Here is a 22,143-nt window from a genome sequence, read left to right as displayed (position 1 = left end):
GACCGAGATCCATGCCCGCGTCAGCGACGCCGTGGCCAGCCGCCTGAAGACGTACCTGGACGCGTACTCCAGCCCACGCCAAGCAAGCGGAGCGGAGAGGGTTCCGCGGGACCGGCTGCTCGGGGAAGCGTTCGGGGCGCTGCTCGAGCACCTCGACCCCGCCCGGCTGCTCGGGGAAGCGTTCGGGGCGCTGCTCGAGCACCTCGACCCCGCCCGGCTGCCGCGGCACGGCGGCCGCGCCACCACGGTGGTGGTGACGATCGACCTCGACCAGCTCCGCACCCGGCTCGGTGCGGCCGGGCTCGGGACCGGCGACCTCGTGTCCGCGGCCGAGGCGATGCGGCTGGCCTGCACCGCGGACCTGGTGCCGATGGTGCTCGGCGGCAGGGGCGAGGTCCTCCACCAGGGCCGCGCGAAGCGGCTGTTCACCGACGCCCAGCGGCTCGCGATGGCGGTGCGGGACAAGACCTGTCGCGCGGCCGGCTGCACCATCCCCGCGACCTGGTCAGAGGCGCATCACAAGCATCCGTGGGCCGAGGGCGGCCGGACCGACCTCGAGGACGGCGTCAGTCTCTGCTCGTGGCACCACCACCGCGCCCACGACCCGGCCTACACGACCGAGTTCCACGCCTCCGGCGACGTGAGGTTCCACCGACGCAGATAGGAGTCATTGGCTCCGAGGTCGCTGGCCCGCCGCCGCCAACCCCGGTGTCTGCGGGCGAAGTGTCCAGGGGTCTCGACGGGCTCGACCGGCGGGTGGTGGCTGCCCTGCGTGAGTGCGGGGGTCTCGACGGGCTCGACCGGCGGGTGGTGGCTGCCCTGCGTGAGTGCGGGGGTCTCGACGGGCTCGACCGGCGGGTGGTGGCTGCCCTGCGCGGGTGCGGGGGTCTCGACGGGCTCGACCGGCGGGTGGTGGCTGCCCTGCGTGAGTGCGGGGGTCTCGACGGGCTCGACCGGCGGGTGGTGGCTGCCCTGCGCGGGTGCGGGGGTCTCGACGGGCTCGACCGGCGGGTGGTGGCTGCCCTGCGCGGGTGCGGGGGTCTCGACGGGCTCGACCGGCGGGTGGTTGCGGCGACGTGCGGTTACATCGACGCAGATAAGCCTTGGCAGCCGGCGCGCGCCGCCGCGTACGGTCAGCCGCATGTCGCAGCAGGGGGAGCTCGTCGTCGTCATCGGGCCGCCCGCGGTCGGGAAGTTGACCGTGGGTCGGGCGATCTGCGCGGCCTCGGACTTCCGGCTGTTCCACAACCACCACACCATCGAGCCGCTGGCCGACGTGTTCGGGTTCGGCACGCCGCCCTTCGACGCGCTCAAGGACGACCTGCGGATCCGGGTCATCAACGCCGCGGCCGAGCACGGCGTACGCCTCGTCTTCACCTTCGTGTGGCCCGTCGACGAGGTGGGGAGCGGCGAGGTGGTGCGCGAGTACGTCGCGCCGTACGTCGACCGGGGGCTGCCGGTCTCCTTCGTGGAGCTCTACACCGACCTCGAGACCCGACTGGTCCGCAACAAGCAGCCCGACCGGGTCGCGGCCAAGCCGTCGAAGTCCGACCTGGTGTGGTCGGACGCGCACGTGCGGGAGTCCGACGAGCGGTACCGCCTCAACACGGACCCGGACCGCCCCAGCCTCGCCGAGGAGGTCATCGCTCCCCACCGCCACCTGCGCCTCGACAACAGCCGGCTCACCCCCGACGAGGCGGCGGGCAGGATCCTCGCCTGGCTGGACCCGTGCAACTGATTCGCGGGGGACGGGCCGGCGGTCGTACCCTGTGCCCACAGGCGTCCGAGCCGTCATCAGCGGCGAGCCTCCGGAAGAACGGGAACCGCACGCCGGCGGTCTCCTCACTAGACCCGGACGGGTAGGCCCGTCACAGCCGTGAACGAAGTGGCCGGTACGCCGGCAAGCAGGGTGGTACCGCGGTCCCGACGATCGTCCCTGTGGTTTCGACAGGCTCAACCGACGAAGCTGCAGGAGAAGTGCCGTGACGTACCCGAAGGTCTCCACCGGAGCGCACCGCTCCGTGTCGTCGACGCCCAACTTCCCGGAGATCGAGGAGCGCGTCCTCGCGTACTGGAAGGACGACGACACCTTCCGCGCCTCGGTCGAGCAGCGCGACGCGGGCGAGAACGGCGAGAATGAGTACGTCTTCTACGACGGCCCGCCGTTCGCCAACGGCCTGCCGCACTACGGTCACCTGCTCACCGGCTACGTCAAGGACATCGTCCCGCGCTACCAGACCATGCGCGGCCGGCGCGTCGAGCGCCGCTTCGGCTGGGACACCCACGGCCTGCCCGCCGAGCTCGAGGCGATGAGCCAGCTCGGCCTCAAGACGACCGAGGAGATCCACGAGCTCGGCATCGAGAAGTTCAACGAGGCCTGCCGCGCCTCGGTGCTGAAGTACACCGACGAGTGGCGCGACTACGTCACCCGCCAGGCCCGCTGGGTCGACTTCGACCACGACTACAAGACGCTCAACCCGGAGTACATGGAGAGCGTCATCTGGGCCTTCAAGTCCCTCTACGACAAGGGCCTCGTCTACGAGGGCTTCCGCGTCCTGCCCTACTGCTGGAACGACGAGACGCCGCTCTCCAACCACGAGCTGCGGATGGACGACGACGTCTACCAGAACCGGCAGGACCCCGCGGTCACCGTCGGCTACGAGCTCGAGACCCGCGGCGACGACCCCGTCCTCGACGGTGCCCACGTCCTCGTCTGGACGACCACGCCGTGGACCCTGCCGTCGAACCTCGCGGTCATGGTCGGCACGGAGATCGAGTACGTCGTCGTCGAGGCGCCCGTGCCCGGCCGGCAGGGTCCGGACGGTGAGGGCGCCACCGCCCGCTACCTGCTCGCCGAGCCGCGCCTCGCGGCGTACTCCCGCGAGCTGGCCGGCCCCGACGGCGAGCCGGTCGTCCTCGGCCGCTACCGCGGCGCCGACCTGGTCGGCCGCCGCTACACGCCGCCCTTCTCCTACTTCGAGGGCCACGAGAACGCCTTCCGCCTCGTGCCCGCCGACGACGTCGTCACCACCACCGACGGCACCGGGCTGGTGCACACCGCCGGCGCCTTCGGTGAGGAGGACAAGGCCGTCACCGACCGCGAGAAGATCGAGGCGGTCATGCCGGTCGGCAAGGACGGCCGCTTCCACACCCCGGTCGACGACTACGCCGGGATGCTGGTCTTCGACGCCAACCAGCCGATCATCGAGCACCTCAAGGCCGCCACCCGTGGTGGAGAAGCAGCGGGGAGCGGCGAGACCGGCTCGGTCACGGCCGGCACGATCCTGCTGCGCCGCGAGAGCTACGACCACTCCTACCCACACTGCTGGCGCTGCCGCGAGCCCCTGATCTACAAGGGTGTCTCGTCGTGGTTCGTCGAGGTGACGGCGTTCAAGCAGCGGATGCTGGAGCTCAACGACCAGATCCGCTGGGTGCCGGAGCACATCAAGCACGGCCAGTTCGGCAAGTGGCTGGAGAACGCCCGCGACTGGTCGATCACCCGCAACCGGTTCTGGGGCAGCCCGGTCCCGGTCTGGAAGAGCGACGACCCGGCGTACCCCCGGATCGATGTCTACGGCTCCTTCGAGGAGATCGAGCGCGACTTCGGCCGGCTGCCGCGGGACAAGGACGGCAACCCCGACCTGCACCGGCCGTTCGTCGACGACCTGGTCCGCCCGAACCCGGACGACCCGCGGTCGCTCGAGGAGGGGAAGTCGATGATGCGCCGCGTCACCGACGTGCTCGACGTGTGGTTCGACTCCGGATCGATGAGCTTCGCCCAGGTGCACTACCCGTTCGAGAACGCCGAGTGGTTCGCCGGCGCGGAGGGCGCCCAGGGATCGACCGGACACTTCCCGGCCGACTTCATCGTCGAGTACATCGGCCAGACCCGCGGCTGGTTCTACACGCTGCACATCCTCGCGACCGCGCTGTTCGACAAGCCGGCGTTCTCGACGTGCGTCAGCCACGGCATCGTGCTCGGCTCCGACGGCAACAAGATGTCGAAGTCGCTGCGCAACTACCCGAGCGTCTACGAGGTCTTCGACCGCGACGGCGCCGACGCGATGCGCTGGTTCCTGATGTCGAGCCCGATCCTGCGCGGTGGCAACCTCATCGTCACCGAGCAGGGCATCCGCGACTCGGTGCGGCAGGTGCTGATCCCGCTGTGGAACAGCTGGTACTTCTTCTCGCTCTACGCCAACGCCGTCACCACCGGCAGCGACCTGAAGGGCCGCACCGGCCACGGCGAGGGGTACGAGGCGACCTGGCGCACCGACTCCACCGACCCGCTCGACCGCTACCTGCTGGCGAAGCTGCGCCAGTACGTCGCGGCGATGACCGACCAGCTCGACAACTACGAGGTCGCCAACGCCTGCGACTCGACGCGGACGTTCCTCGACGTGCTCACCAACTGGTACATCCGGCGCTCCCGCGAGCGGTTCTGGGCCACCGGCGGCGAGGCCGACACCGACGCGTTCGACACGCTCTACACGGCGCTGGAGACGGTCTGCCGGGTCGCGGCGCCGCTGCTGCCGCTGACCACGGAGGAGATCTGGCGCGGCCTCACCGGCGAGCGCTCGGTCCACCTGACCGACTGGCCGTCGGTCGACTCGCTGCCCGAGGACGACGCGCTGGTCGCCGCGATGGACCAGGTCCGCGACGTCTGCTCGGCGACCTCGGCGCTGCGCAAGGCCGCGAGCCTGCGAAACCGGCTGCCGCTGGCCTCGCTCACCGTGGTCGTCGACGATGCGGCCGCGCTGGCCGGCTTCGAGTCGATCGTGGCCGACGAGGTCAACGTCAAGCAGGTCCGCCTGCTCGACGCAGCGGCGCCGGAGGCGGCGTCGTACGGCGTGTCCCAGAAGCTGACGGTCAACGCCCGCGCCGCCGGGCCGCGGCTCGGCAAGGACGTGCAGGCCGCGATCAAGGGCTCGAAGTCGGGCGACTGGTCGGTGGCCGAGGACGGCACCGTCACCGCCGGCGGCCTGCAGCTGCAGGAGGGCGAGTACACCCTCGAGACCGTGGCCGGCTCCGACGACGACGGTGCCGCGATCGGGATGCTGCCGCGCGGCGGCTTCGTCGTGCTCGACACGGTGGTCACCGCGGAGCTGGCGGCCGAGGGCCTCGCCCGCGACCTGGTGCGCGCGGTCCAGCAGGCCCGTCGCGACGCGGGCCTCGAGGTCTCCGACCGGATCACGCTGACCATCGGCGGCTCCGAGGCGGTGGCCGAGGCTGCCCGCACGCACGAGGCGCTGATCACCGGCGAGACGCTGGCGACCTCGTTCACCGTCACCACCGAGGGCGCCGCCGGCGCCGGGGTCGTGGTCGGCGACGGCGAGACCGCCACGGTGAAGGTGGTCCGTGTCTGACGCCTCCGGGCCGCTGGCCCGCTGGCAGGACCTGGTGCTCGACGCCGAGGACCCGCAGGTCCTCGCGCCCTTCTGGGCGGCCGTGGTCGGGCTGCAGGCGGAGTCCACGGAGCACGGCGCCTGCCTGACCGGGCACGCGACCTACCAGCGGATCTGGGTCAACGGGGTGGACCGACCGAAGACGGTCAAGAACCGGCTCCACCTCGACGTGTACGCCGGGTCCATCGCGGAGCTCGAGGTGCTCGGTGCGACGGTGCTGGCGCGGGCGGAGGACACCGGCTTCGGCTGGACCCTCATGGCGGACCCGGAGGGCGGAGAGTTCTGCGCCTTCCTGCGCGACCCCGAGCGTCCTGTCGACGACGGCGGGCTGCCGGCGTACCGGCTGCACGGCATCGGGGTCGACTGTGTCGACCCGGCGGCACAGGCGGCCTGGTGGGGCGGTCTGCTCGGGGTGACCCCGACGACCTATGAGGGCCACGACGGCCTGTACACGCTGGAGCACGCCACCCCTGACCCGGTGCTGACGATCGACTTCGCCGCCGTGCCCGAGCCGAGGGTGGGACCCAACCGGGTCCACTGGGACGTCACCGGCGACGCGGAGGCGATCATCGCAGCCGGCGCCACCCCCCTGTGGGACATGCCGAGGTGGACCGTGCTCGCCGACCCGGAGGGCAACGAGTTCTGCGTGTTCCCGGAGCGCTGAGCGGGACCGGGTCTTTACGGGCTCGACCCGCCGTGGGTCACCGCGTCGGCCCCGCGCGCGGCTGGTTGGATGGGGCCCATGACTGCCCCGCTCGACCTCACCGCCGACGCCGTCACGCTCACCGCCCAGCTCGTCGACATCGAGTCGGTGAGCCGCAACGAGCAGGCCATCGCCGACGCCGTCGAGGCGGCGCTGCGGCCGTTGCCGCACCTCACGGTCGTCCGCCACGGCAACACGGTCGTGGCGCGCACCGAGCTCGGCCGCCCCGAGCGGGTGGTGATCGCCGGCCACCTCGACACCGTGCCGGTCAACGACAACCTGCCGTCGCGGCTCGAGGACGGCATCCTCCACGGCCTCGGCACCTGCGACATGAAGGGCGGCGACGCGGTCATCCTCCGGCTCGCGGCGACCGTGCCCGAGCCGAACCGCGACGCCACCTACGTGCTCTACGAGGCCGAGGAGATCGAGGCGGAGTTCAACGGCCTCAAGCTGCTCAGCGAGGCGCACCCCGAGCTGCTCGAGGCCGACTTCGCCATCCTCATGGAGCCCTCCAATGCCCATGTGGAGGCGGGCTGCCAGGGCACGATGCGGGTCGAGGTGCGCACCACCGGCGAGCGCGCCCACTCCGCCCGGTCCTGGCGCGGAGTCAACGCCATCCACGGCGCCGCCGAGGTGCTGGGCCGGCTCAACACCTACGAGGCGCGCCGACCGGTGATCGACGGGCTGGAGTACCACGAGGGCCTCAGTGCGGTCGCGATCAGCGGCGGCGTCGCGGGCAACGTCATCCCCGACGAGTGCGTCGTCGAGGTGAACTACCGGTTCGCGCCGGACCGCAGCGAGGCGGAGGCCGAGGCCTTCTGCCGCGAGTTCTTCGACGGGTACGACGTGCGCGTGACCGACACCGCCCCCGGCGCCCTGCCCGGGCTGGGCGTCCCCGCCGCGAAGGCGTTCGTCGAGGCGGTCGGCGGCGTGGTGAACCCCAAGTTCGGCTGGACCGACGTCGCCCGCTTCACCGGCCTCGGCGTGCCGGCGGTGAACTTCGGCCCCGGTGACCCGATGCTGGCCCACAAGCAGGACGAGCACGTGCCGGTGGAGCACATCGAGCGTTGCGAGACGCAGCTGCGCAGCTGGCTGGGAGGCGAGTGATGGCCGAGAACCAGCGGCCCCGTCACCTCGAGGGGGACCGGCAGAAGCACCGCGGCCCGGAGCTGATGCGCCGCAAGCAGATCGACACCACCACCACCGACCAGCGGCTCCTCGACTCGCGCGGTCCGAGCGACTGGGTCCACACCGACCCGTGGCGCGTGCTGCGCATCCAGTCCGAGTTCGTCGAGGGCTTCGGCTCCCTGGCCGAGCTCGGACCGGCCGTGGCTGTCTTCGGCTCCGCCCGCACCCCGCTCGACCACCCCCACTACGCCGAGGCCGAGGAGGTCGGCCGCAAGCTCGTCGAGGCCGGCTTCGCCGTCATCACGGGCGGCGGGCCGGGGACCATGGAGGCCGCCAACAAGGGTGCTTCCGAGGCGGGCGGCGTCAGCGTGGGCCTCGGCATCGAGCTGCCCTTCGAGACCGGCCTCAACGAGTGGGTCGACAAGGGCATCAACTTCCGCTACTTCTTCGTCCGCAAGACGATGTTCGTGAAGTACTCCCAGGGCTTCATCGCGCTGCCCGGCGGCATCGGCACCCTCGACGAGCTGTTCGAGGCGCTCACGCTCGTGCAGACCGGCAAGAAGACGTCGTTCCCGATCGTGCTGCTCGGTCGCGACTACTGGACGGGCCTGATCGACTGGCTGCGCGGCACCCTGCTCGAGCACGGCAAGATCTCGCCCGAGGACCTCGACCTGATCACCGTCACCGACGACATCGACGAGGCGATCTCGCTCATGGTGGCGGCCCGGGCCGGGCGCGGCCCCAGCGCCGAGCACCCGCACCAGCCGGAGTGAGCCCGAAGTGAGCCCGAAGTGAGCCCGAAGTGAGTGGAGCAGCGCAGTGATGACCTGGTTCCTCGCGATCCTCGTGGTGCTCGCCCTCGGCGGCATCGCCGTGGTCGCCGCCGGCCGCGGGACCCCCATGGCCGAGGTGTACGACGACCGCCCCGAGTCCGGGCTCCCGCCGGAGCGCCCGCTGCGACCCGACGACCTGCGGCGGGTGCGGTTCCCGCTGGCCTTCCGCGGCTACCGGATGGCCGAGGTCGACGCGCTGCTCGACCGGCTCGCCGTGCAGCTCGAGGGCGAGCTCGAGGGCCAGCAGGAGGCCATCGGCTGGCCGGAGCAGCCGCAGGCCGCCGCCGGCGCCGAACCGGTCGCCGAGGACGAGCACGACATTGAACAGCCCTCGACACCGGGGCGTCGTGGAAACGACGCGAGCGACTAGGGCAGACTTCCCAGCGTGTCGCTCGAGGTGATCGTCTACGTCCTGACCGCGCTGGCGGCCGTGGTCGTCGTGCTGACCCGGGTGCGGCTCGGTGGCGAGCACGGCGGCGGTGGTGCGCTGCAGGTCGGTCCGACCCTGATGAACGTGCACTCCGTGGCCGGCGTGCTGGCGCTCGTGCTGTGGCTGGTCTTCCTGGTCGCCGGCGACGACACGTTCCTCGGCGGCGAGGCGATGGGGATCGTCGCCCTCGCGTTCTGGTGGGTCACCGTCGTGGCCGGGCTGTTGATACTGGTCCGCTGGATGCCGAGCCGTGGCCGCCACGCGACGACGGTGAAGAGCGACACCTGGTCCGAGGGGCCGGGCCTCTCGGTCCTCGCCCACGTCGGCCTGCTGGTCGGCGTCGCGGTGTTCACCTTCGCCTACCTCACCTCGACGGTCTGAGGCCGCCGGTGCGCGGGGGCGTGCGGGGGAGGACTCGGGCCGCGCTTGTCGCGGCGCTGACGGGGCTGCTGGCAACGACCGCGACGGTCGCCGGCACGGCACCGACGACAGCAGCCACGACCGCCACGACGGCAGGGGTCGCCGCGGCGCACACCGCGGCCGAGGACCATGACAGTGCGGTCATCCGCAAGCGCGTCCTCGGTCGGTCCGTGCAGGGCCGCAAGATCATGGCCTACCGGCTCGGGGAGCCCGGGGAGACCAAGGTCGTGCTGATCTCGACGATGCACGGCAACGAGCCGCACACCCGCCAGATCCTCCGCGCCCTCGTCGACGGCAAGCCGGTGCACGGCATCGACCTGTGGGTGGTGCCGACGTACAACCCCGACGGGCTTGCCGCCGGGACCCGCAAGAACGCCCGCGGCGTCGACCTCAACCGCAACTACCCGCACAACTGGCGGGACCTCGACGGCAACTACGAGTCGGGGCCGCGGCCCGCGTCGGAGCCCGAGACGCGGGCGATGATGCGCTTCCTGCGCGACGTGAAGCCGCGCCGGATCCTGTCGTTCCACCAGCCGCTGCACGGCGTCGACACCGACACCAAGGACCGGAAGTTCGCGCAGAAGGTCGCCCGCAAGCTCGACCTGCCGCGCAAGACGTTCGACTGCGGCGGGGTCTGCCACGGCACGATGACCAGCTGGTACAACGCGACCTTCAAGGGCTCCGCCCTCACCGTCGAGTACGGCGCGTCCCCGCCGCGGCGGCGGATGCGGGTCACCGCACCGCGACAGGTGCTGTCGATCTGGGGCGCGTGGCGCGGCGACCCCCAGGCTGAGCCCGTCGACTGAGCGGAGCCGGTGGGCTGAGGCCCAGTCAGCAGCGGGTCAGCGACCCTCGAAGGTCGGCTTCTGCTTGGCCAGGAAGGCGTCGACCGCGGCCCGGTGGTCCTCCGTGGAGCCGGTGAGGGTCATCATCCGGCTCTCCAGCTCGAGGGACTCCTCGAGCCCGTGACCGGCGGCGAAGGCCACCGACCGGCGGATGGCGCCGAGGGCCACGGTCGGCCCGGCCGCCAGCCGGGCGGCCAGCTCCTGGACGGTCGCGGTCAGCTCCTCGGCCGGCACGACGCGGGTGGCCAGACCGAGCTCGAGCGCGTCGGCGGCCGAGACGGTGGAGGGGAAGTAGAGCAGCTCGATCGCCCTGGCCCGGCCGACGAGCCGCTGCAGGTGGTAGCTCGCACCGGTGTCGCAGGAGAGCGCGATATTGGCGAAGGCGAGGTTGTAGCCGGCCTGCTCGCTGAGGATCCGCAGGTCGCAGGCGAAGGCGAGGCTGGCCCCGGCACCCGCCGCGACGCCGTTGACGGCCGCGATGACCGGCTTGGGCATGGTGGCGATCGCCGTGACGATCGGGTTGTAGTGCTCGTCGACGGTGCGGAAGAGCTCGTCGCTCGACCCGCTGTTGAGGATCTCGACGTGCTCCTTGAGGTCCTGGCCGACGCAGAACGCCCGGCCGGTCCCGGTGAGCACCACGCAGCGGGCAGCGGGGTCCTCGGCGACGGCGTGCACCGTGTCGCGCAGCGCTTCCTTGGTGGCGACGTCGAGACTGTTCATCGCCTCGGGCCTGTCCAGCGTGATCGTGGCGACGCCGTCGGTGATGTCGAGGCGCACGGGTCCGGTGGTCCGGCCGGCAGTCGGGGAGCTCGTCATGAGGGGGAGTCTGCCGCAACGGGCCCGGCGTCCAGACAGCCGGCGACGAACCGGTCCGCGGCGGGCTTGAGCCGGGCCGCCTCCTCCGAGAAGCGGCGGGCGGCCTCGAAGCCCGGCCAGTCGGCGGGGAGCAGCCGGTCCGGCAGCCCGGGGTCGGCGAACAGGAACTTGCGCCACTCGTGCACGAGCTGGAAGCGCGCAGCGAACGCCGCCTCGTCCGGGTCGGCGTGGCCCACCGGGTCGAGGGCCACCAGCCGGTCGACGGTGTCGAGCCAGCGGCGGTAGGCCTCGCCCAGCGACCTCAGGTCCCACGCGCCCGTCGGCTCGGGGTCGATCCGGTCCGCCCGGGCGGTGCGCAGCGTCGTGCCGGGGTGGTCCAGCACCGCCTCGAGCTCGCTGCGGGGGTGGGGGCTGATCCACACGCCGTCGGCGATCTCGGCGTACCCGAGGAAGGCGAGATCGGCGCGGATCCGGGTCCGCAACGAGCGCTCGGACGGCAGCGTGACGAGGGCAAGGTGCCAGAAGCCGTCCCAGGTCCGCTCACTGCGGCGGTAGATGCGGTCGGCCGCCTCGTCGAGCCGGCGGATGGCCCGGCGGGTGGCGCGGTAGCCGCGCCCCTCGGGCAGGGCGACCGGCTCGAGCCAGTCCTGCATCACCATGCGCGAGATGGCGGTGCGCACGGCCGGCGCGGCGATCCCGACCGGGTCGAGGAGCCGCACCAGGGCGGCCACCGGGGCCTGGTTGTCGCGGCTGCGGAGGTGGTCACCGTACAGGTCGAACAGGGCGGACCTTGCGCGCATGTCCCGGAGTCTGCCAGCCGCGGGGGCGTGGTGCCCGCTATCCGCGGACGGTGGCGCGGCACCGTCCGGGGCAGGATCGGAGGCCACCGGTGGGGACCTGTGGTCCGGGTCACCGGGTCATGGGGGATAATGGACGTCGGCACGACGCGGGCGGGTCGCGGGGACCCGCCCGTACGAACGGGTGGACCATCGAGCGACGGCCGCCCTATGACACTGCAACAGGGAAGAGGTGCGCCGATGGCGGCGATGAAGCCCCGGACGGGTGACGGTCCTCTGGAGGTCACCAAGGAAGGTCGCGGCATCGTGATGCGCGTGCCCCTCGAGGGTGGCGGTCGGCTGGTCGTCGAGCTCAACGCCGAGGAGGCCGGAGCCCTCGGCGCCGCGCTGAAGGACGTCGTCGGCTGACGTGGCCGCCCCTGACCTGACTTCACTGCCCACCCAGGTCTCGCCGCCGGAGTTCGCGCTCAGCGCCCTGCGCCCCCACGCCCTGCGCGGCGTGGAGGTCGTCGCGGTGCCCGTGCTGCCGAACGACGGCGACCGGTCCGACGGGGACGACGCCGCCGGCGGCGGCGTGCTGCTCGGCCCGGGTGGTGCGGAGCTGGCCGAGGAGCTCGACGTCGACCTGCTGGCCGTCCTCGAGGACGTCAAGGCCAGTGGGAAGACCGGCGAGGTGACCAGCCTCCCGGTGCCCACGGGGAGTCCGACCAACCCCGACCTGCGGCTCGTGCTGCTCGTCGGCGTCGGCGGGCGCAGTACCACCGACCTGCGCCGGGCGGGTGCCGCCCTGGCGCGGGCCGTGCGTGGTCGCGCCAGCGTGGCGACCTCGGTCCCGGCGGTCGGGGGCGAGGACGTGCTGGGTGCCTTCGTCGTCGGCGCGATGCTCGCCGGGTTCACGTTCGAGCTGCGCTCCGCGCCGCCGGAGAACCCGCCCGTCGGGCGTGTGGTGCTCGCCGCCCAGCCCGACTCGCCGACCCTGGTCGACGCGCTCGAGCGGGCGGTCGCCGTGGGCGGCGCCGGCTGGCGCGCCCGCACCCTCGCGACGGTCCCCTCCAACATCAAGAACCCCGCGTGGCTGGCCGACCAGGCCGTCGCCGTCGCGGACGAGGTCGGCCTCGACGCCACTGTCTGGGACGCCGACCGCCTCCGTGCCGCGGGCTTCGGCGGCATCGTCGGCGTGGGGCAGGCCTCCGCCACCCCGCCCTGCCTGATCCGCCTCGACTACAAGCCCTCGCGCAGTGCCAAGGGGGCTGCCAAGGGGACCACCAAGGGCGGCCGCAAGGCACCGCGGGTGGTGCTGGTCGGCAAGGGGATCACCTTCGACACCGGCGGGCTGTCGATCAAGCCCGCCGAGGCGATGACCAACATGAAGCGCGACATGACCGGCGGTGCCGTGGTGATCGCGGTGATGGGCGCCTTGGCTGCCGTGGACTGTCCGGTCCGGGTGACCGGGCTGGTCGCCGCCGCGGAGAACGCCGTCAGCGGCAACGCGCTGCGACCCGGTGACGTGGTGCGCCACTACGGCGGCCGGACCAGCGAGGTCACCAACACCGACGCCGAGGGGCGCCTGGTGATGGCCGACGCGCTCGCCTATGCCACCGAGGAGCTCGACCCGGCGGTCATCGTCGACGTCGCGACCCTGACCGGGGCGATGAAGGTCGCGCTGGGCCAGCAGGTCGGCGGCTACTTCGCCAACGACGAGGAGCTCGCACGGGTGCTGCGCGAGGCGGGCGGGACCTCCGGCGAGCCGCTGTGGCGGTTCCCGCTGGCGGCCGACTACGAGGAGCTGCTCGAGTCGAAGGTCGCCGACGCCGACAACGCGCCGGGCGGCCCGGGCGCGATCACGGCGGCGCTGTTCCTCCAGCACTTCGTGGGGTCCACCCCGTGGGCCCACCTCGACATCGCATCCGTGGGCGACGCGCCCGCCGACCGCGACGAGTGGACGACCGGCCCGACCGGTTTCGGGGCGAGGCTGCTGCTCGAGTGGCTCGGCGGCGACGACCCGCTGGCCGGGATCGGTGCCTGATGAGGGGTCTGACCGTCCGCTGGTCGCTCGCCGACGCGCCCGAGAGCGTGGCGGACGAGCTGACGGCGTACGTCGCCGAGTCCTCGCACGACCGGTTCACCGGCATGGGGGGACTGTCCTACAAGACCTGGCGGATGCGTGCCGGTGACTGGTTCGAGGGCAGCTACGTCTTCGCCTCCGACGAGGCGCGGGCCGAGTTCCAGGAGCGGTTCACCGCGACCGCCGCGGAGTCGCCGGTCTCGCACATCGTCGGCAGCGGGCCGGTGCTCATCGAGCCGTGCGACGTCGTCGCGATCGCGGAGGGCGCCGGCGGCTTCCGGGCGTCGGCCCGCGGCTGATCCCGGTCGCCGCTCCTCGCGAGGGTGGTGCCCGCCCCGGCTACTCGCCGGCCTCGGGCGCCCACACCTTCTTGGCCACCAGCAGGCCGTCGCCCACCGGCAGCAGGACCGAGACGAGGCTCTCGCTCTCGGCGACGCGACGGTTGAGGTCGCGGATGGCGACCGTCTCCTCGTCGCGCTGGGCCGGGTCGGCGACCCGGTCGTGCCACAGGGCGTTGTCGAACGCGACGACCCCGCCGGGGCGCAGCAGCCGCAGCGCCTCCTCGAGGTAGGCGCTGTACTCGGCTTTGTCCCCGTCGCAGAAGACCAGGTCGTAGTGCCCGTCGGTCAGCCGCGGCAGCACGTCGAGCGCCGCCCCGGAGATGGTGCGTGCCCGCTGCGAGGGGATCCCTGCGTCGGCGAAGGTCTGCCGGGCGAGCCGCTGGTGCTCGGCCTCGATGTCGACGGTCGTGAGGACGCCGTCGGAGCGCATGCCACGCAGCAGCCACAGCCCCGAGACGCCGGTGCCGGTGCCGATCTCCACGACCGCCCGGGCCTCGAGCACGGAGGCGAGGAACCGAAGCGCGGCGCCGCCGCCCGGGCCGATCGGCACCACGCCGACCTCGTCGCCGCGGGCCCGCGCCGCCGAGAGGACGTCGTCCTCGGGCACGTGCTCCTCGGCGTAGGACCAGCTGGCCGGCTTCATCGGCCCGGGGATGGAACCCGTTGCTGAGGGAGTGATGGCGGCCTCCTGGGTGGGCGCCGGCGGAGCCGGTCGGAGTGTCGGGCGGCTCGACCATATCGCGGCCGTCGTGCCGATCGTGGCGGGCAACGCCGTGAGGCGTGGGGAGGGGAGCCGTGAGGCGTGGGGAGGGGAGCCGTGAGGCGTGGGGAGGGAGGCCGGGTGGCGCGACACCGCCGGGAACACCGGCCCGCGGCCGGTCGTTGAGGCTGTCGAGAGGGAATGGTCCCGGGCCGGCCGGAACGGTCAGGTCACAGGGGCGTCACAGGAATCTCTCAGCCGTTGTTCCTAGCGTGTGGAGGGCCGGACACTGATCGCAACGGGGGCGCGCAGGCGCCACGAGGAGGTCCAGGTGGACCAGACCGCACCCAGCGGCCCGGGAACGGGCCCGGGGGAGACCGCGGGCGTCCCCACGTGGGACGAGGTCGTCGAGCGTCACTCCGACCGCGTCTACCGGCTCGCCTACCGGCTCACGGGCAACCCGCACGACGCCGAGGACCTCACGCACGACGTCTTCGTGCGCGTCTTCCGCAGCCTGGACAGCTACACCCCCGGCACGTTCGAGGGCTGGCTGCACCGGATCACCACCAACCTGTTCCTCGACCAGGCCCGCCGCAAGCAGCGGATCCGCTTCGACGCGCTCTCCGACGAGCGGGCGGCGCAGCTGACCAGCAGCTCGCCGGCGCCGGAGACGGCGTACGCCGACCAGCGCTTCGACGACGACGTCGAGGCGGCGCTCGCCACCCTGCCCCCCGACTTCCGGGCCGCCGTGGTCCTCTGCGACGTCGAGGGGCTCAGCTACGAGGAGATCGCCGAGATCCTCGACGCCAAGCTCGGCACGGTCCGCTCACGCATCCACCGCGGCCGCGCCATGCTCCGCAAGGCCCTGGCGCACCGCGCGCCGCAGGCCGGCCGGGTGCGCTACTCCGGCCCCCGCGCGACCAGCAGGCCGACCGTTCCCGGCCACACCATTCCCGGCCAAACCATTCCGGGCCACACCATTCCCGGGGGGACCGGCTCGTGATCGGACACCTCGGGTCGCGGGTCAGTGCCCTGCTCGACGGCCAGCTGCCGCCGGCGGAGGCGGAGCGGGCGTGGGAGCACGTCCACGCCTGCCACGCCTGCCGTGACCTCGTCGAGCGCGAGGGCTGGGTGAAGACCCGGCTCGCCGGGCTGGCCGGCGGTGCCGCACCCTCCCACCTCAAGGGCGCGCTGCTCGGCGCGGCCGACACCCACACGCCGGCGCCGGCCGAGCAGGGGAGCCTGCTGCGGCCGCCCCCCTTTCCGACGCACGGCTCCGGCGGACGACGCCCCGGGGTGGCGGGCGCGCTCGCGCTGGGGAGCGGGGCCCTCGGCGCCGCCGTGATGGGCGCCGTCGTGCTGACCTCGCTTCCCGCCGAGGCCCCCGACCGCCGGCCGCCGACGACCAGCCTGGTCCGGCAGACCGAACCGCCGGTGCTCCGGATCGGTGGTGTCACACCACTGCCCTCCGCGGAGCCCCGGCCCGGCGACCGCCGCTGACCGTGCCCCGCCTGAGAGAGGTTTGCGCCTGAGAGGTTGCGCCGGTGGGGTGGCCCGTCACCTGTCCGCCCGGCTGGTCGGGGCTTGGCCCGCTGGGCGAGGATGGGCCCCGTGAGCCACCACGACACCGACCCGGAGCACGCGGGCCGCGCCGACAGCCCGGGCCGCGCCGACAGCCCACGCCATGCTGGGCCGGGTGACGTCCCGTCCGAGAAGCCCGTTCCGTCGCAGGAGCCCGCCCCGGACGTCCCGCCGTCGGCGGAGGTGGCTGCTGCCCCGGGCGAGCAGGACGCGGGGCTGGACGTGGTGTCCGGTGACTCCGCTGCGGACGATGACGCTGCCGCGACCGGTGACCCCACAGCCCCGGGTTCGTGGCTGCCCCCGGTCGCCCAGCCGCACCCGGGCTGGTCCGCCGGCTGGGCCGACCGCCGCTGGGGCCGGCACGCCGCCGACGAGGCGGCCCAGGCCGGTCAGGCGGCGCCCGCGGCGCCGCTGGGCCCGGCCGTCGACAGTGTCGGCCAGCACACCCGGCACCGGCCCGGCAGGCCGGTCTACGGCCAGCCCCCCTACGGCCAGCCCCAGCACGGCCAGCCCCCGTACGGCCAATCCCGGTACGGCCAGCCCCCGTACGGCCAATCCCCGTACGGCCAGCCCCAGCACGGCCAGCCCCCGTACGGCCAGCCCGCCGGCCCGGCGGCATACGCCGGTTTCGGCATGCCGCGCCCGACCGAGCCGCGGGCCCGCGTCTCCGGCTGGATCTGGCCCCTGGTGGCCGGCCTCGCGCTGGTGCTCGGCCTCTTCGGCGGCGCCGTCGGCGCCCTGCTCGTCGACCGGGTGGGCACGACCGGTGGCGGACTCGTCGACGGTGGCCTGAGCGGTGTGGACACCGTGACCCGGCCCCCGCTGCCGGCCGACAACGGCTCGATCGCCGCGGTCGCCGAGGAGCTGCTGCCGAGCACGGTGCAGATCCTCGCCGAGGTGGAGGGCGAGGCCGGTGGCGCGACCGGGTCGGGCTTCGTCCTCGACCGGCAGGGCCACGTCATCACGAACAACCACGTCGTCGAGGCCGCCGCCGAGGACGACGGCCGGATCGAGATCGTCGACCAGGAGGGCAACCGCTACCGGGCCACCGTGGTCGGCCGCAGCCCCGTCTACGACCTCGCGGTGCTCTACTCGCGCGACGTCCGCGACCTGCGGCCCGCCGCACTGGGCGCCTCGCAGGTGCTGCGCGTGGGGGAGGGGGTCGTCGCGATCGGCTCCCCGCTCGGCCTCAGCTCGACGGTCACGGCGGGCATCGTCAGCGCCCTCGACCGGCCGGTCACGACGGGCGACTCCGGCAACACCTCGTCCTACATCAACGCCGTGCAGACCGACGCCGCGATCAACCCCGGCAACTCCGGCGGGCCGCTCGTCGACCTGCAGGGCCGGGTCGTCGGCGTCAACAGCGCCATCGCCACCACCGGCGGCTTCGGCGGCCGGGCCGGCAACATCGGGGTCGGATTCGCGATCCCGATCGAGCAGGTCCGGGTCACCGCCGACCAGATCCTGCGCACCGGCGAGGCGCGCTACCCCGTCATCGGCGCGACCGTCCGCACCGTCCAGGGCACCGGCGAGGGTGCCCGGGTCGAGGAGGTCATGGACGGCACGCCCGCTGACGAGGGCGGCCTGCGTGCCGACGACGTCATCGTCGCGATCGACGGGGAGCGGGTGACCGACGGCATCGCGCTCATCGTGGCGATCCGCACCCACCAGCCCGGCGAGACGATCGAGCTCACCGTGCAGCGGGGCGACAACGAGCGGACGATCAGCGTCCGCCTCGGCGCCGAGGTCGGCTGAGCGACCGTCAGCCGTCGACCCGCTGCTGCCGCTCGTCGCTCTCGACGAAGGGGTGCTGGTCGACGAAGGTGCGGGTCTCGGCGTACATCCGCTGGATGAACTCCTCGAGCTGGGTGGCCTCCACCCGCCACTGCCCGCGGCCGCCGATCTTGATCGCCGGCAGCTCGCCGCGCCGCACCAGCGCGTAGACCTGCGCGCTGGAGGTGTTGAGCACCTCGGCCACGTCGGCGAGGGTCAGGAAGCGCGGCGTGCCGGACATGGCCCCATGGTCGCACCCCCGCCCGGTCGGCGGCGGTGCGGCCCGCCGGGCTGTGGACGAACCCCTCCCGCTCGCGGCGCCGCGGCTGCATGATGGCCCCGTGAGTGTCAACGGGGGACTCTCGACCCAGCCAGTCCTGCATCCAGCCGTCCGGTCGACCGACCTGCCGAGCGGCTCACCGAGCCGCCGCCCGCGGTCCGGGCCAGCCGGCCGGGCTGGCGCGACCCGCGGCTGTGGGTCGGCGTCGCCATCGTCGCCGCGTCGGTCGTGGCCGGCGCCCGGGTCGTGGGCGCCGCTGACGACTCCGTCTCCGTCTGGGCGGTCGCCGACGACGTCGGTGCGGGTGAGCTGCTCACGGCCGAGGACCTCGTGGCCGAGCGGGTGCGGTTCGCCGACCCCGACCAGCTCGCGCTCTACCTGCCGGTCTCCGACGCCCTGCCGGCCGACACCCGGCTCAGCCGTGGTCTGGCAGAGGGGGAGCTGGTGCCGCGTTCGGCGCTGGCCTCCGCGGCCGACCTCGACGGCGTGCAGCTGCCCATCGCGGTCGAGCCGGGCCGGGTCCCACCCTCGGTGGCGCCCGGGTCCGTCGTCGACGTCTACCTGACTCCCGGCGACGCCGACCGCGGTACTGCCGGTCGCGGCGGGGCCGGCGGGCTCGACGCCGGCAGGCCGGTGCTGAGCGCCGCCACGGTGCTCGAGGTGCCGCCGCTCGACGACGGCTTCGCCGCCGCGGGCACCCGTCAGCTCGTGCTCGACGTGCCGGAGGAGGACGCCGCCCGCTACTTCCGCGCGGTCGGCGGCCTCACGGCGCCCGTGCTGACCGTCGTACGCCGGGGCTGAGCGTGGACGCCAGCGCTGTCGTCGTGCTCGTGGCCGCCGCCGGCGCGGGCTGGGAGTCCCGCGCCCTGGCGCTGCTCGGCGAGCGTCCCGGAGTGGTCGTGCTGAAGCGGTGCGTCGACGTGGAGGACCTGATGGCCGCCGCCACCGCAGGCCAGGCTGACGTCGCGGTGGTGGCCGTCGACGCGCCCGGCCTCGACGCTGCCGCGGTCGACCACCTCCGCGCCCACGGCGTGCGGCCGGTCGCGGTCGTTCCGGGTGGGCCGGGCCTCGACGCGGGAGCGCTGCGGGCCACCCGGGTCGGCGTCCGCGCCGTCGTCGAGGAGGACCGGCTCGACGACCTGCCCGCCGTCGTCGCCGCGGGCGGGGAGCCGGATGCGACGGCGGTGCGCGGACCCGTCCCTCGCGACGGCGAGCCCGGCGGCGGCCCGACCCACCTGACGGACGACGGCGCCGCCGCCGACGATCGGCCGCCGGCGCGGGTGGTGGCCGTCTGGGGCCCGGGCGGCGCTCCCGGCCGGACCACGGTCGCCGTCGGCATCGCCGCCGAGCTGGCGCGCCGCGGCCTGCGGACCCTGCTCGTCGACGCCGACCCCTACGGCGGTGCGGTCGCCCCGCAGCTCGGCATCCTCGACGAGGTCTCGGGGGTGCTCAGCGCCGCCCGGCGCGCAGCGGCCGGCGAGCTCGCCGACCGGTTCGGCGGCGTGCCGCGGTCGCTGGGCCAGCACCTCGCGGTCGTCACCGGCCTGCCTCGCGCAGACCGGTGGCCCGAGGTCCGGCCGGGCGTCCTGGAGCACCTGCTCGACGTGGGTCGCAGCCACCCGCGGCTGGGCGGTCAGGTCGTCGTCGACACGGGCTTCAACCTCGAGCACGACCCGGCCGCCGACCTCGGCGCCCGCCCCGGGCGCAACCACATGACCCGCGCGGCGATCGAGGCCGCCGACGAGGTGGTGGTCGTGGGCAGCGCCGACCCGGTCGGACTGTCGCGTCTCGCGCGCGGGCTGGTCGAGCTGCGCGAGCTGACGTCGGCGGCGCCGGTGCGGGTGGTGGTCAACCGGATGCGGCCGACCATCGGCTGGGCGGAGAAGGACATCGCCGGCATGGTCGAGGGCTTCACCCGGCTCACCGGGCTCCACTTCCTGCCCGACGACCGGGCCGCCGTCGACCGGGCGCTGGTGGCCGGGCGCACCGTGCTCGAGGTCGGGGACTCGGCGCTGGGCCGGGGGCTCGCGACCCTGGTCGACGCCCTCCAGCCAGCCGCCCCGCCGCCGGCACCGACAGGTGCGGCGGGTGCTGCAGGCGCTGCGGGTCCTGCGGGTGCCAGGGGTCGGCTCAGGCGGCGAACAGCAGGTACAGCCCGCCCACGGTGAACGCGATCATCGCGAGCAGCAGCGGCAGCTGGCCGACCAGCTGGTGACGCCGCGGCAGCACCTGGATCGCCCGCTCGTGCGCCGCGATGACGCCCAGCACGTGGCCGACCACGACGCCGAGCACCTTGGTGTTGGCGAGGAACGTCGGGTGGAACGACAGCCAGTAGTTCACCGTCATGTCGGCGGTGCCGAGGACGTCGGCCCCCGTGCCCAGCGGGTCGCTGGCCAGCACCAGCGTCTGCTGGCCGAACTCCACGAGGTAGGTCAGGTAGTGGGCGACGATGTAGCCCACGATGATCGGCACGATCGAGTGGGCGAACCGGTTCGGGAGGTCCCGCCGCCGGATCCCGGGGTCGACGCCCGTCGCGACCGTGCCGGCCACGAAGACCAGGCCCACGCCGACGCAGAACGCCAGCAGCGCCAGGTTGTCGAGCAGGAACGTCGAGACCGACGAGCCCTGGGTGTACTGCACCCAGAAGCTGGAGTCGCCGAACGAGTCGAACGCGGTGCTGCCGAACAGCACCGCCATCACGGCCACCAGGCCGGGCCCCGCCTCGACCGTGTCGAGGTTGGCGAGCGGGCTCCGGACCACGAGCCGGCCCTCGCTGCGGCCCCAGACCGACAGCTTCGAGACGAGCGTGGAGTAGACCTCGAACGGGTCGCCGTGCTCGTAGAAGCGGCTGCCGAACAGCGCGCCGCCGAGCAGCATCACGGCGAGGTACGCCGCGCACCACAGCCGGACCGGGCCGAGCTCGGTGGCGTGGGGGTAGACGAGCTCCAGCCAGACGAAGGCGAACAGCCCGACGGCGGCCGGCCAGTAGCCGAGCCGCTCGGGGTACTCCATCAGGCCGCGGTCGGGGTCGCTGCCGGTGAGCCGCGCGAAGACGGTGTTGATCGTGCGGACCGGGCTGATCGCCTTCCAGACCGGGCCGAGCAGCAGCGAGAGCGGGACGAGGCCGACCCACCACCAGACGTAGACCATCCCGAAGAACGGGTTGGTCAGCAGGTCCGGGCCGAAGATCGCCGCGACCGCGGCGTAGGCGAAGAGGACCATGCCCACGACGCGCAGCCCGACCCGCCAGGCCGTCGAGTCGACGACCGTGCCGACGGTGGGGGCCGGGCGGCCGCCGGTGGGGTCGTCGTACCGCGGGGTGCGCCAGGCGACGGCCAGCACGGTGAAGGAGACGGTGAGCGCCGCGACCGCGCCGGCGATCGCGAGCTCGGGCGAGATGGGCAGGTCCTTGGCGCCGCCGATCCCGTGGGCCAGCGACAGGCGATCGGTTCCCACGTCGGCGGTTACCGGACCTCGAGCTGGACGACGACCAGGCCGAGGTCGTGGTCCTCCACCTCGACGACACCGGGCTCGTCGATCGTGAGCCGGAGGTTGGTGGTGCCGTTGCCGTAGGCGAGAGTCTGCTCGGGGAAGGAGTGGACGTGGAGCTCGCCGGGCTGGTCCGCCTTGACCACGAACTCGATCTCCTCGCCCGCGGCGACCTCGACCCGCTCGCCGCTCGGGCTGATCGTGCCGTCCGAGACGGTGACGTCGATGGAGGTCATCTCGTCCTCCGGCTCGTCCGTCTCCTTCTTCGCGGGCTCCGACGACTCCTCGGTGGGGGAGTCCTCGACGGTCGCACTCGGAGTGCCGGTGGGGTCGTCTGCCCCCACGGTCTCGTCCCCGCCGCACGAGGCCGTGAGGCCCAGGGCGAGGAGGAGCGACAGGACGGTGGTGGCTCGGCGCATGGCGGCGCGACCCCTTTCGCTGCTTGCTGCTGGTACGGGCGTCCCTGCGGACGTCAGCCTCTGCCAGAATCCCACGCAGGGGCAAGGCGGGCGCCACCCGCCCCGCCCTCGGGGGCGC

General features: G+C 73.5%; 24 protein-coding genes. 17 read left to right on the top strand and 7 right to left on the bottom strand.

The annotated features are described in order from the left end of the window. Positions 1-664: DUF222 domain-containing protein (locus ACFP2E_RS15155; protein ID WP_378522986.1), on the top strand; the 664-nt coding region annotated here is incomplete at its 5' end. Here ACFP2E_RS15155 and ACFP2E_RS15150 read toward each other — a convergent pair. Next, positions 610-1,143 (bottom strand): hypothetical protein, encoded by a 534-nt coding sequence (locus ACFP2E_RS15150; RefSeq protein WP_378522987.1) that lies wholly within the window; start codon positions 1,141-1,143, stop codon positions 610-612. The genes ACFP2E_RS15155 and ACFP2E_RS15150 overlap by 55 nt on opposite strands. Between ACFP2E_RS15150 and ACFP2E_RS15145 the strand changes: the two genes are divergently transcribed. The 8 genes from ACFP2E_RS15145 to ACFP2E_RS15110 all read left to right on the top strand — a co-directional run bounded on the left by ACFP2E_RS15145 (position 1,142) and on the right by ACFP2E_RS15110 (position 9,725). Continuing rightward, positions 1,142-1,738: a hypothetical protein gene (locus tag ACFP2E_RS15145; protein WP_378522988.1), complete on the top strand. Its 597-nt coding sequence runs from the start codon at positions 1,142-1,144 to the stop codon at positions 1,736-1,738. The two genes, ACFP2E_RS15150 and ACFP2E_RS15145, sit on opposite strands and share 2 nt — an antisense overlap. Before the next feature lie 244 nt (positions 1,739-1,982). Further along, on the top strand, positions 1,983-5,366 hold the full coding sequence (gene ileS, locus ACFP2E_RS15140) for an isoleucine--tRNA ligase (RefSeq protein ID WP_378522989.1): 3,384 nt from the start codon (positions 1,983-1,985) through the stop codon (positions 5,364-5,366). Next, complete coding sequence (locus tag ACFP2E_RS15135) at positions 5,359-6,069, top strand: VOC family protein (RefSeq protein WP_378522990.1); 711 nt, start codon at positions 5,359-5,361, stop codon at positions 6,067-6,069. The genes ileS and ACFP2E_RS15135 overlap by 8 nt, the downstream gene beginning before the upstream one ends. 69 nt (positions 6,070-6,138) lie before the next feature. Then, the gene (gene dapE / locus ACFP2E_RS15130) at positions 6,139-7,215 is read left to right on the top strand and encodes a succinyl-diaminopimelate desuccinylase (protein ID WP_378522991.1); all 1,077 of its coding nucleotides are present in this window, start codon (positions 6,139-6,141) and stop codon (positions 7,213-7,215) included. Further along, positions 7,215-8,009, top strand: a complete 795-nt coding sequence (locus ACFP2E_RS15125; protein WP_378522992.1) for a TIGR00730 family Rossman fold protein — start codon at positions 7,215-7,217, stop codon at positions 8,007-8,009. Before dapE ends, ACFP2E_RS15125 begins: the two co-directional genes overlap by 1 nt. 49 nt (positions 8,010-8,058) lie before the next feature. Further along, positions 8,059-8,439, top strand: a complete 381-nt coding sequence (locus ACFP2E_RS15120; RefSeq protein WP_378522993.1) for a DivIVA domain-containing protein — start codon at positions 8,059-8,061, stop codon at positions 8,437-8,439. Between the two features lie 15 nt (positions 8,440-8,454). After that, positions 8,455-8,880, top strand: a complete 426-nt coding sequence (locus ACFP2E_RS15115) for a hypothetical protein (RefSeq protein ID WP_378522994.1) — start codon at positions 8,455-8,457, stop codon at positions 8,878-8,880. A gap of 20 nt (positions 8,881-8,900) precedes the next feature. Continuing rightward, positions 8,901-9,725 (top strand): M14 family zinc carboxypeptidase, encoded by an 825-nt coding sequence (locus tag ACFP2E_RS15110; protein ID WP_378522995.1) that lies wholly within the window; start codon positions 8,901-8,903, stop codon positions 9,723-9,725. Positions 9,726-9,761: 36 nt separating this feature from the next. Here ACFP2E_RS15110 and ACFP2E_RS15105 read toward each other — a convergent pair whose 3' ends face one another. Continuing rightward, a complete protein-coding gene (locus ACFP2E_RS15105) occupies positions 9,762-10,580 on the bottom strand; it encodes an enoyl-CoA hydratase/isomerase family protein (RefSeq protein ID WP_378522996.1) in 819 nt (272 codons plus the stop codon). Further along, on the bottom strand, positions 10,577-11,380 hold the full coding sequence (locus ACFP2E_RS15100) for a PaaX family transcriptional regulator C-terminal domain-containing protein (RefSeq protein WP_378522997.1): 804 nt from the start codon (positions 11,378-11,380) through the stop codon (positions 10,577-10,579). The genes ACFP2E_RS15105 and ACFP2E_RS15100 overlap by 4 nt, the downstream gene beginning before the upstream one ends. A 237-nt stretch (positions 11,381-11,617) precedes the next feature. On the opposite strand from ACFP2E_RS15100, the gene ACFP2E_RS15095 reads away from it, so the two are divergent. The 3 genes from ACFP2E_RS15095 to ACFP2E_RS15085 are packed head-to-tail and all read left to right on the top strand — an operon-like array spanning position 11,618 to position 13,741. Then, positions 11,618-11,785 carry a DUF3117 domain-containing protein gene (locus ACFP2E_RS15095; protein ID WP_280610490.1) on the top strand — a complete coding sequence of 56 codons (168 nt, stop codon included), beginning with the start codon at positions 11,618-11,620 and terminating at the stop codon, positions 11,783-11,785. A 1-nt stretch (position 11,786) separates the two neighbouring features. Continuing rightward, positions 11,787-13,403 carry a leucyl aminopeptidase family protein gene (locus ACFP2E_RS15090; RefSeq protein ID WP_378522999.1) on the top strand — a complete coding sequence of 539 codons (1,617 nt, stop codon included), beginning with the start codon at positions 11,787-11,789 and terminating at the stop codon, positions 13,401-13,403. Further along, positions 13,403-13,741: a hypothetical protein gene (locus tag ACFP2E_RS15085; RefSeq protein ID WP_378523000.1), complete on the top strand. Its 339-nt coding sequence runs from the start codon at positions 13,403-13,405 to the stop codon at positions 13,739-13,741. The genes ACFP2E_RS15090 and ACFP2E_RS15085 overlap by 1 nt, the downstream gene beginning before the upstream one ends. 40 nt (positions 13,742-13,781) lie before the next feature. Here the strand turns inward: ACFP2E_RS15085 and ACFP2E_RS15080 are convergent, their stop codons facing one another. Next, positions 13,782-14,426: an O-methyltransferase gene (locus ACFP2E_RS15080; RefSeq protein WP_378523001.1), complete on the bottom strand. Its 645-nt coding sequence runs from the start codon at positions 14,424-14,426 to the stop codon at positions 13,782-13,784. Positions 14,427-14,814: 388 nt separating this feature from the next. On the opposite strand from ACFP2E_RS15080, the gene sigE reads away from it, so the two are divergent. From sigE to ACFP2E_RS15065, 3 genes are all read left to right on the top strand, one after another. Beyond that, the gene (sigE, locus tag ACFP2E_RS15075; protein ID WP_378523002.1) at positions 14,815-15,486 is read left to right on the top strand and encodes an RNA polymerase sigma factor SigE; all 672 of its coding nucleotides are present in this window, start codon (positions 14,815-14,817) and stop codon (positions 15,484-15,486) included. Further along, a complete protein-coding gene (locus ACFP2E_RS15070; protein ID WP_378523003.1) occupies positions 15,483-15,983 on the top strand; it encodes a zf-HC2 domain-containing protein in 501 nt (166 codons plus the stop codon). Before sigE ends, ACFP2E_RS15070 begins: the two co-directional genes overlap by 4 nt. A 111-nt stretch (positions 15,984-16,094) precedes the next feature. Next, positions 16,095-17,819: a trypsin-like peptidase domain-containing protein gene (locus ACFP2E_RS15065; protein WP_378523004.1), complete on the top strand. Its 1,725-nt coding sequence runs from the start codon at positions 16,095-16,097 to the stop codon at positions 17,817-17,819. Between the two features lie 7 nt (positions 17,820-17,826). On the opposite strand, the gene ACFP2E_RS15060 is transcribed toward ACFP2E_RS15065, so the two are convergent. After that, complete coding sequence (locus tag ACFP2E_RS15060; protein WP_378523005.1) at positions 17,827-18,078, bottom strand: helix-turn-helix domain-containing protein; 252 nt, start codon at positions 18,076-18,078, stop codon at positions 17,827-17,829. Between the two features lie 267 nt (positions 18,079-18,345). Between ACFP2E_RS15060 and ACFP2E_RS15055 the strand changes: the two genes are divergently transcribed. Together ACFP2E_RS15055 and ACFP2E_RS15050 are read left to right on the top strand one after the other, a co-directional pair. Beyond that, complete coding sequence (locus ACFP2E_RS15055) at positions 18,346-18,918, top strand: hypothetical protein (RefSeq protein ID WP_378523006.1); 573 nt, start codon at positions 18,346-18,348, stop codon at positions 18,916-18,918. A gap of 2 nt (positions 18,919-18,920) precedes the next feature. After that, entirely contained in the window at positions 18,921-20,285 is a 1,365-nt protein-coding gene (locus tag ACFP2E_RS15050) for a CpaE family protein (RefSeq protein WP_378523007.1), read from the top strand. Here the strand turns inward: ACFP2E_RS15050 and ACFP2E_RS15045 are convergent. Further along, positions 20,248-21,573, bottom strand: a complete 1,326-nt coding sequence (locus ACFP2E_RS15045) for a hypothetical protein (RefSeq protein WP_378523008.1) — start codon at positions 21,571-21,573, stop codon at positions 20,248-20,250. The genes ACFP2E_RS15050 and ACFP2E_RS15045 overlap by 38 nt on opposite strands. An 8-nt stretch (positions 21,574-21,581) precedes the next feature. After that, positions 21,582-22,025 (bottom strand): hypothetical protein, encoded by a 444-nt coding sequence (locus ACFP2E_RS15040; protein WP_378523010.1) that lies wholly within the window; start codon positions 22,023-22,025, stop codon positions 21,582-21,584. Positions 22,026-22,143: the final 118 nt, after the last annotated feature.

Origin of the sequence: Nocardioides sp. GCM10027114, from assembly GCF_042659625.1 — a bacterium.
In the GTDB taxonomy this organism is placed as follows: Bacteria; Actinomycetota; Actinomycetes; order Propionibacteriales; family Nocardioidaceae; genus Nocardioides.
The sequence above is the reverse complement of the archived record's forward strand: the minus strand, read 5'-3'. Positions and strand labels throughout refer to the sequence as shown.

What these genes read in the sequence shown, in the direction of transcription:
- ACFP2E_RS15145 (WP_378522988.1), top strand. Translation starts at nt 1,142, where the DNA reads ATGTCGCAGCAGGGGGAGCTCGTCGTCGTCATCGGGCCGCCCGCGGTC.
- ACFP2E_RS15150 (WP_378522987.1), bottom strand. Translation starts at nt 1,143, where the DNA reads ATGCGGCTGACCGTACGCGGCGGCGCGCGCCGGCTGCCAAGGCTTATC.
- dapE (WP_378522991.1), top strand. Translation starts at nt 6,139, where the DNA reads ATGGGGCCCATGACTGCCCCGCTCGACCTCACCGCCGACGCCGTCACG.
- ACFP2E_RS15125 (WP_378522992.1), top strand. Translation starts at nt 7,215, where the DNA reads ATGGCCGAGAACCAGCGGCCCCGTCACCTCGAGGGGGACCGGCAGAAG.
- ACFP2E_RS15120 (WP_378522993.1), top strand. Translation starts at nt 8,059, where the DNA reads ATGACCTGGTTCCTCGCGATCCTCGTGGTGCTCGCCCTCGGCGGCATC.
- ACFP2E_RS15105 (WP_378522996.1), bottom strand. Translation starts at nt 10,580, where the DNA reads ATGACGAGCTCCCCGACTGCCGGCCGGACCACCGGACCCGTGCGCCTC.
- ACFP2E_RS15100 (WP_378522997.1), bottom strand. Translation starts at nt 11,380, where the DNA reads ATGCGCGCAAGGTCCGCCCTGTTCGACCTGTACGGTGACCACCTCCGC.
- ACFP2E_RS15095 (WP_280610490.1), top strand. Translation starts at nt 11,618, where the DNA reads ATGGCGGCGATGAAGCCCCGGACGGGTGACGGTCCTCTGGAGGTCACC.
- ACFP2E_RS15085 (WP_378523000.1), top strand. Translation starts at nt 13,403, where the DNA reads ATGAGGGGTCTGACCGTCCGCTGGTCGCTCGCCGACGCGCCCGAGAGC.
- ACFP2E_RS15080 (WP_378523001.1), bottom strand. Translation starts at nt 14,426, where the DNA reads ATGAAGCCGGCCAGCTGGTCCTACGCCGAGGAGCACGTGCCCGAGGAC.
- ACFP2E_RS15060 (WP_378523005.1), bottom strand. Translation starts at nt 18,078, where the DNA reads ATGTCCGGCACGCCGCGCTTCCTGACCCTCGCCGACGTGGCCGAGGTG.
- ACFP2E_RS15040 (WP_378523010.1), bottom strand. Translation starts at nt 22,025, where the DNA reads ATGCGCCGAGCCACCACCGTCCTGTCGCTCCTCCTCGCCCTGGGCCTC.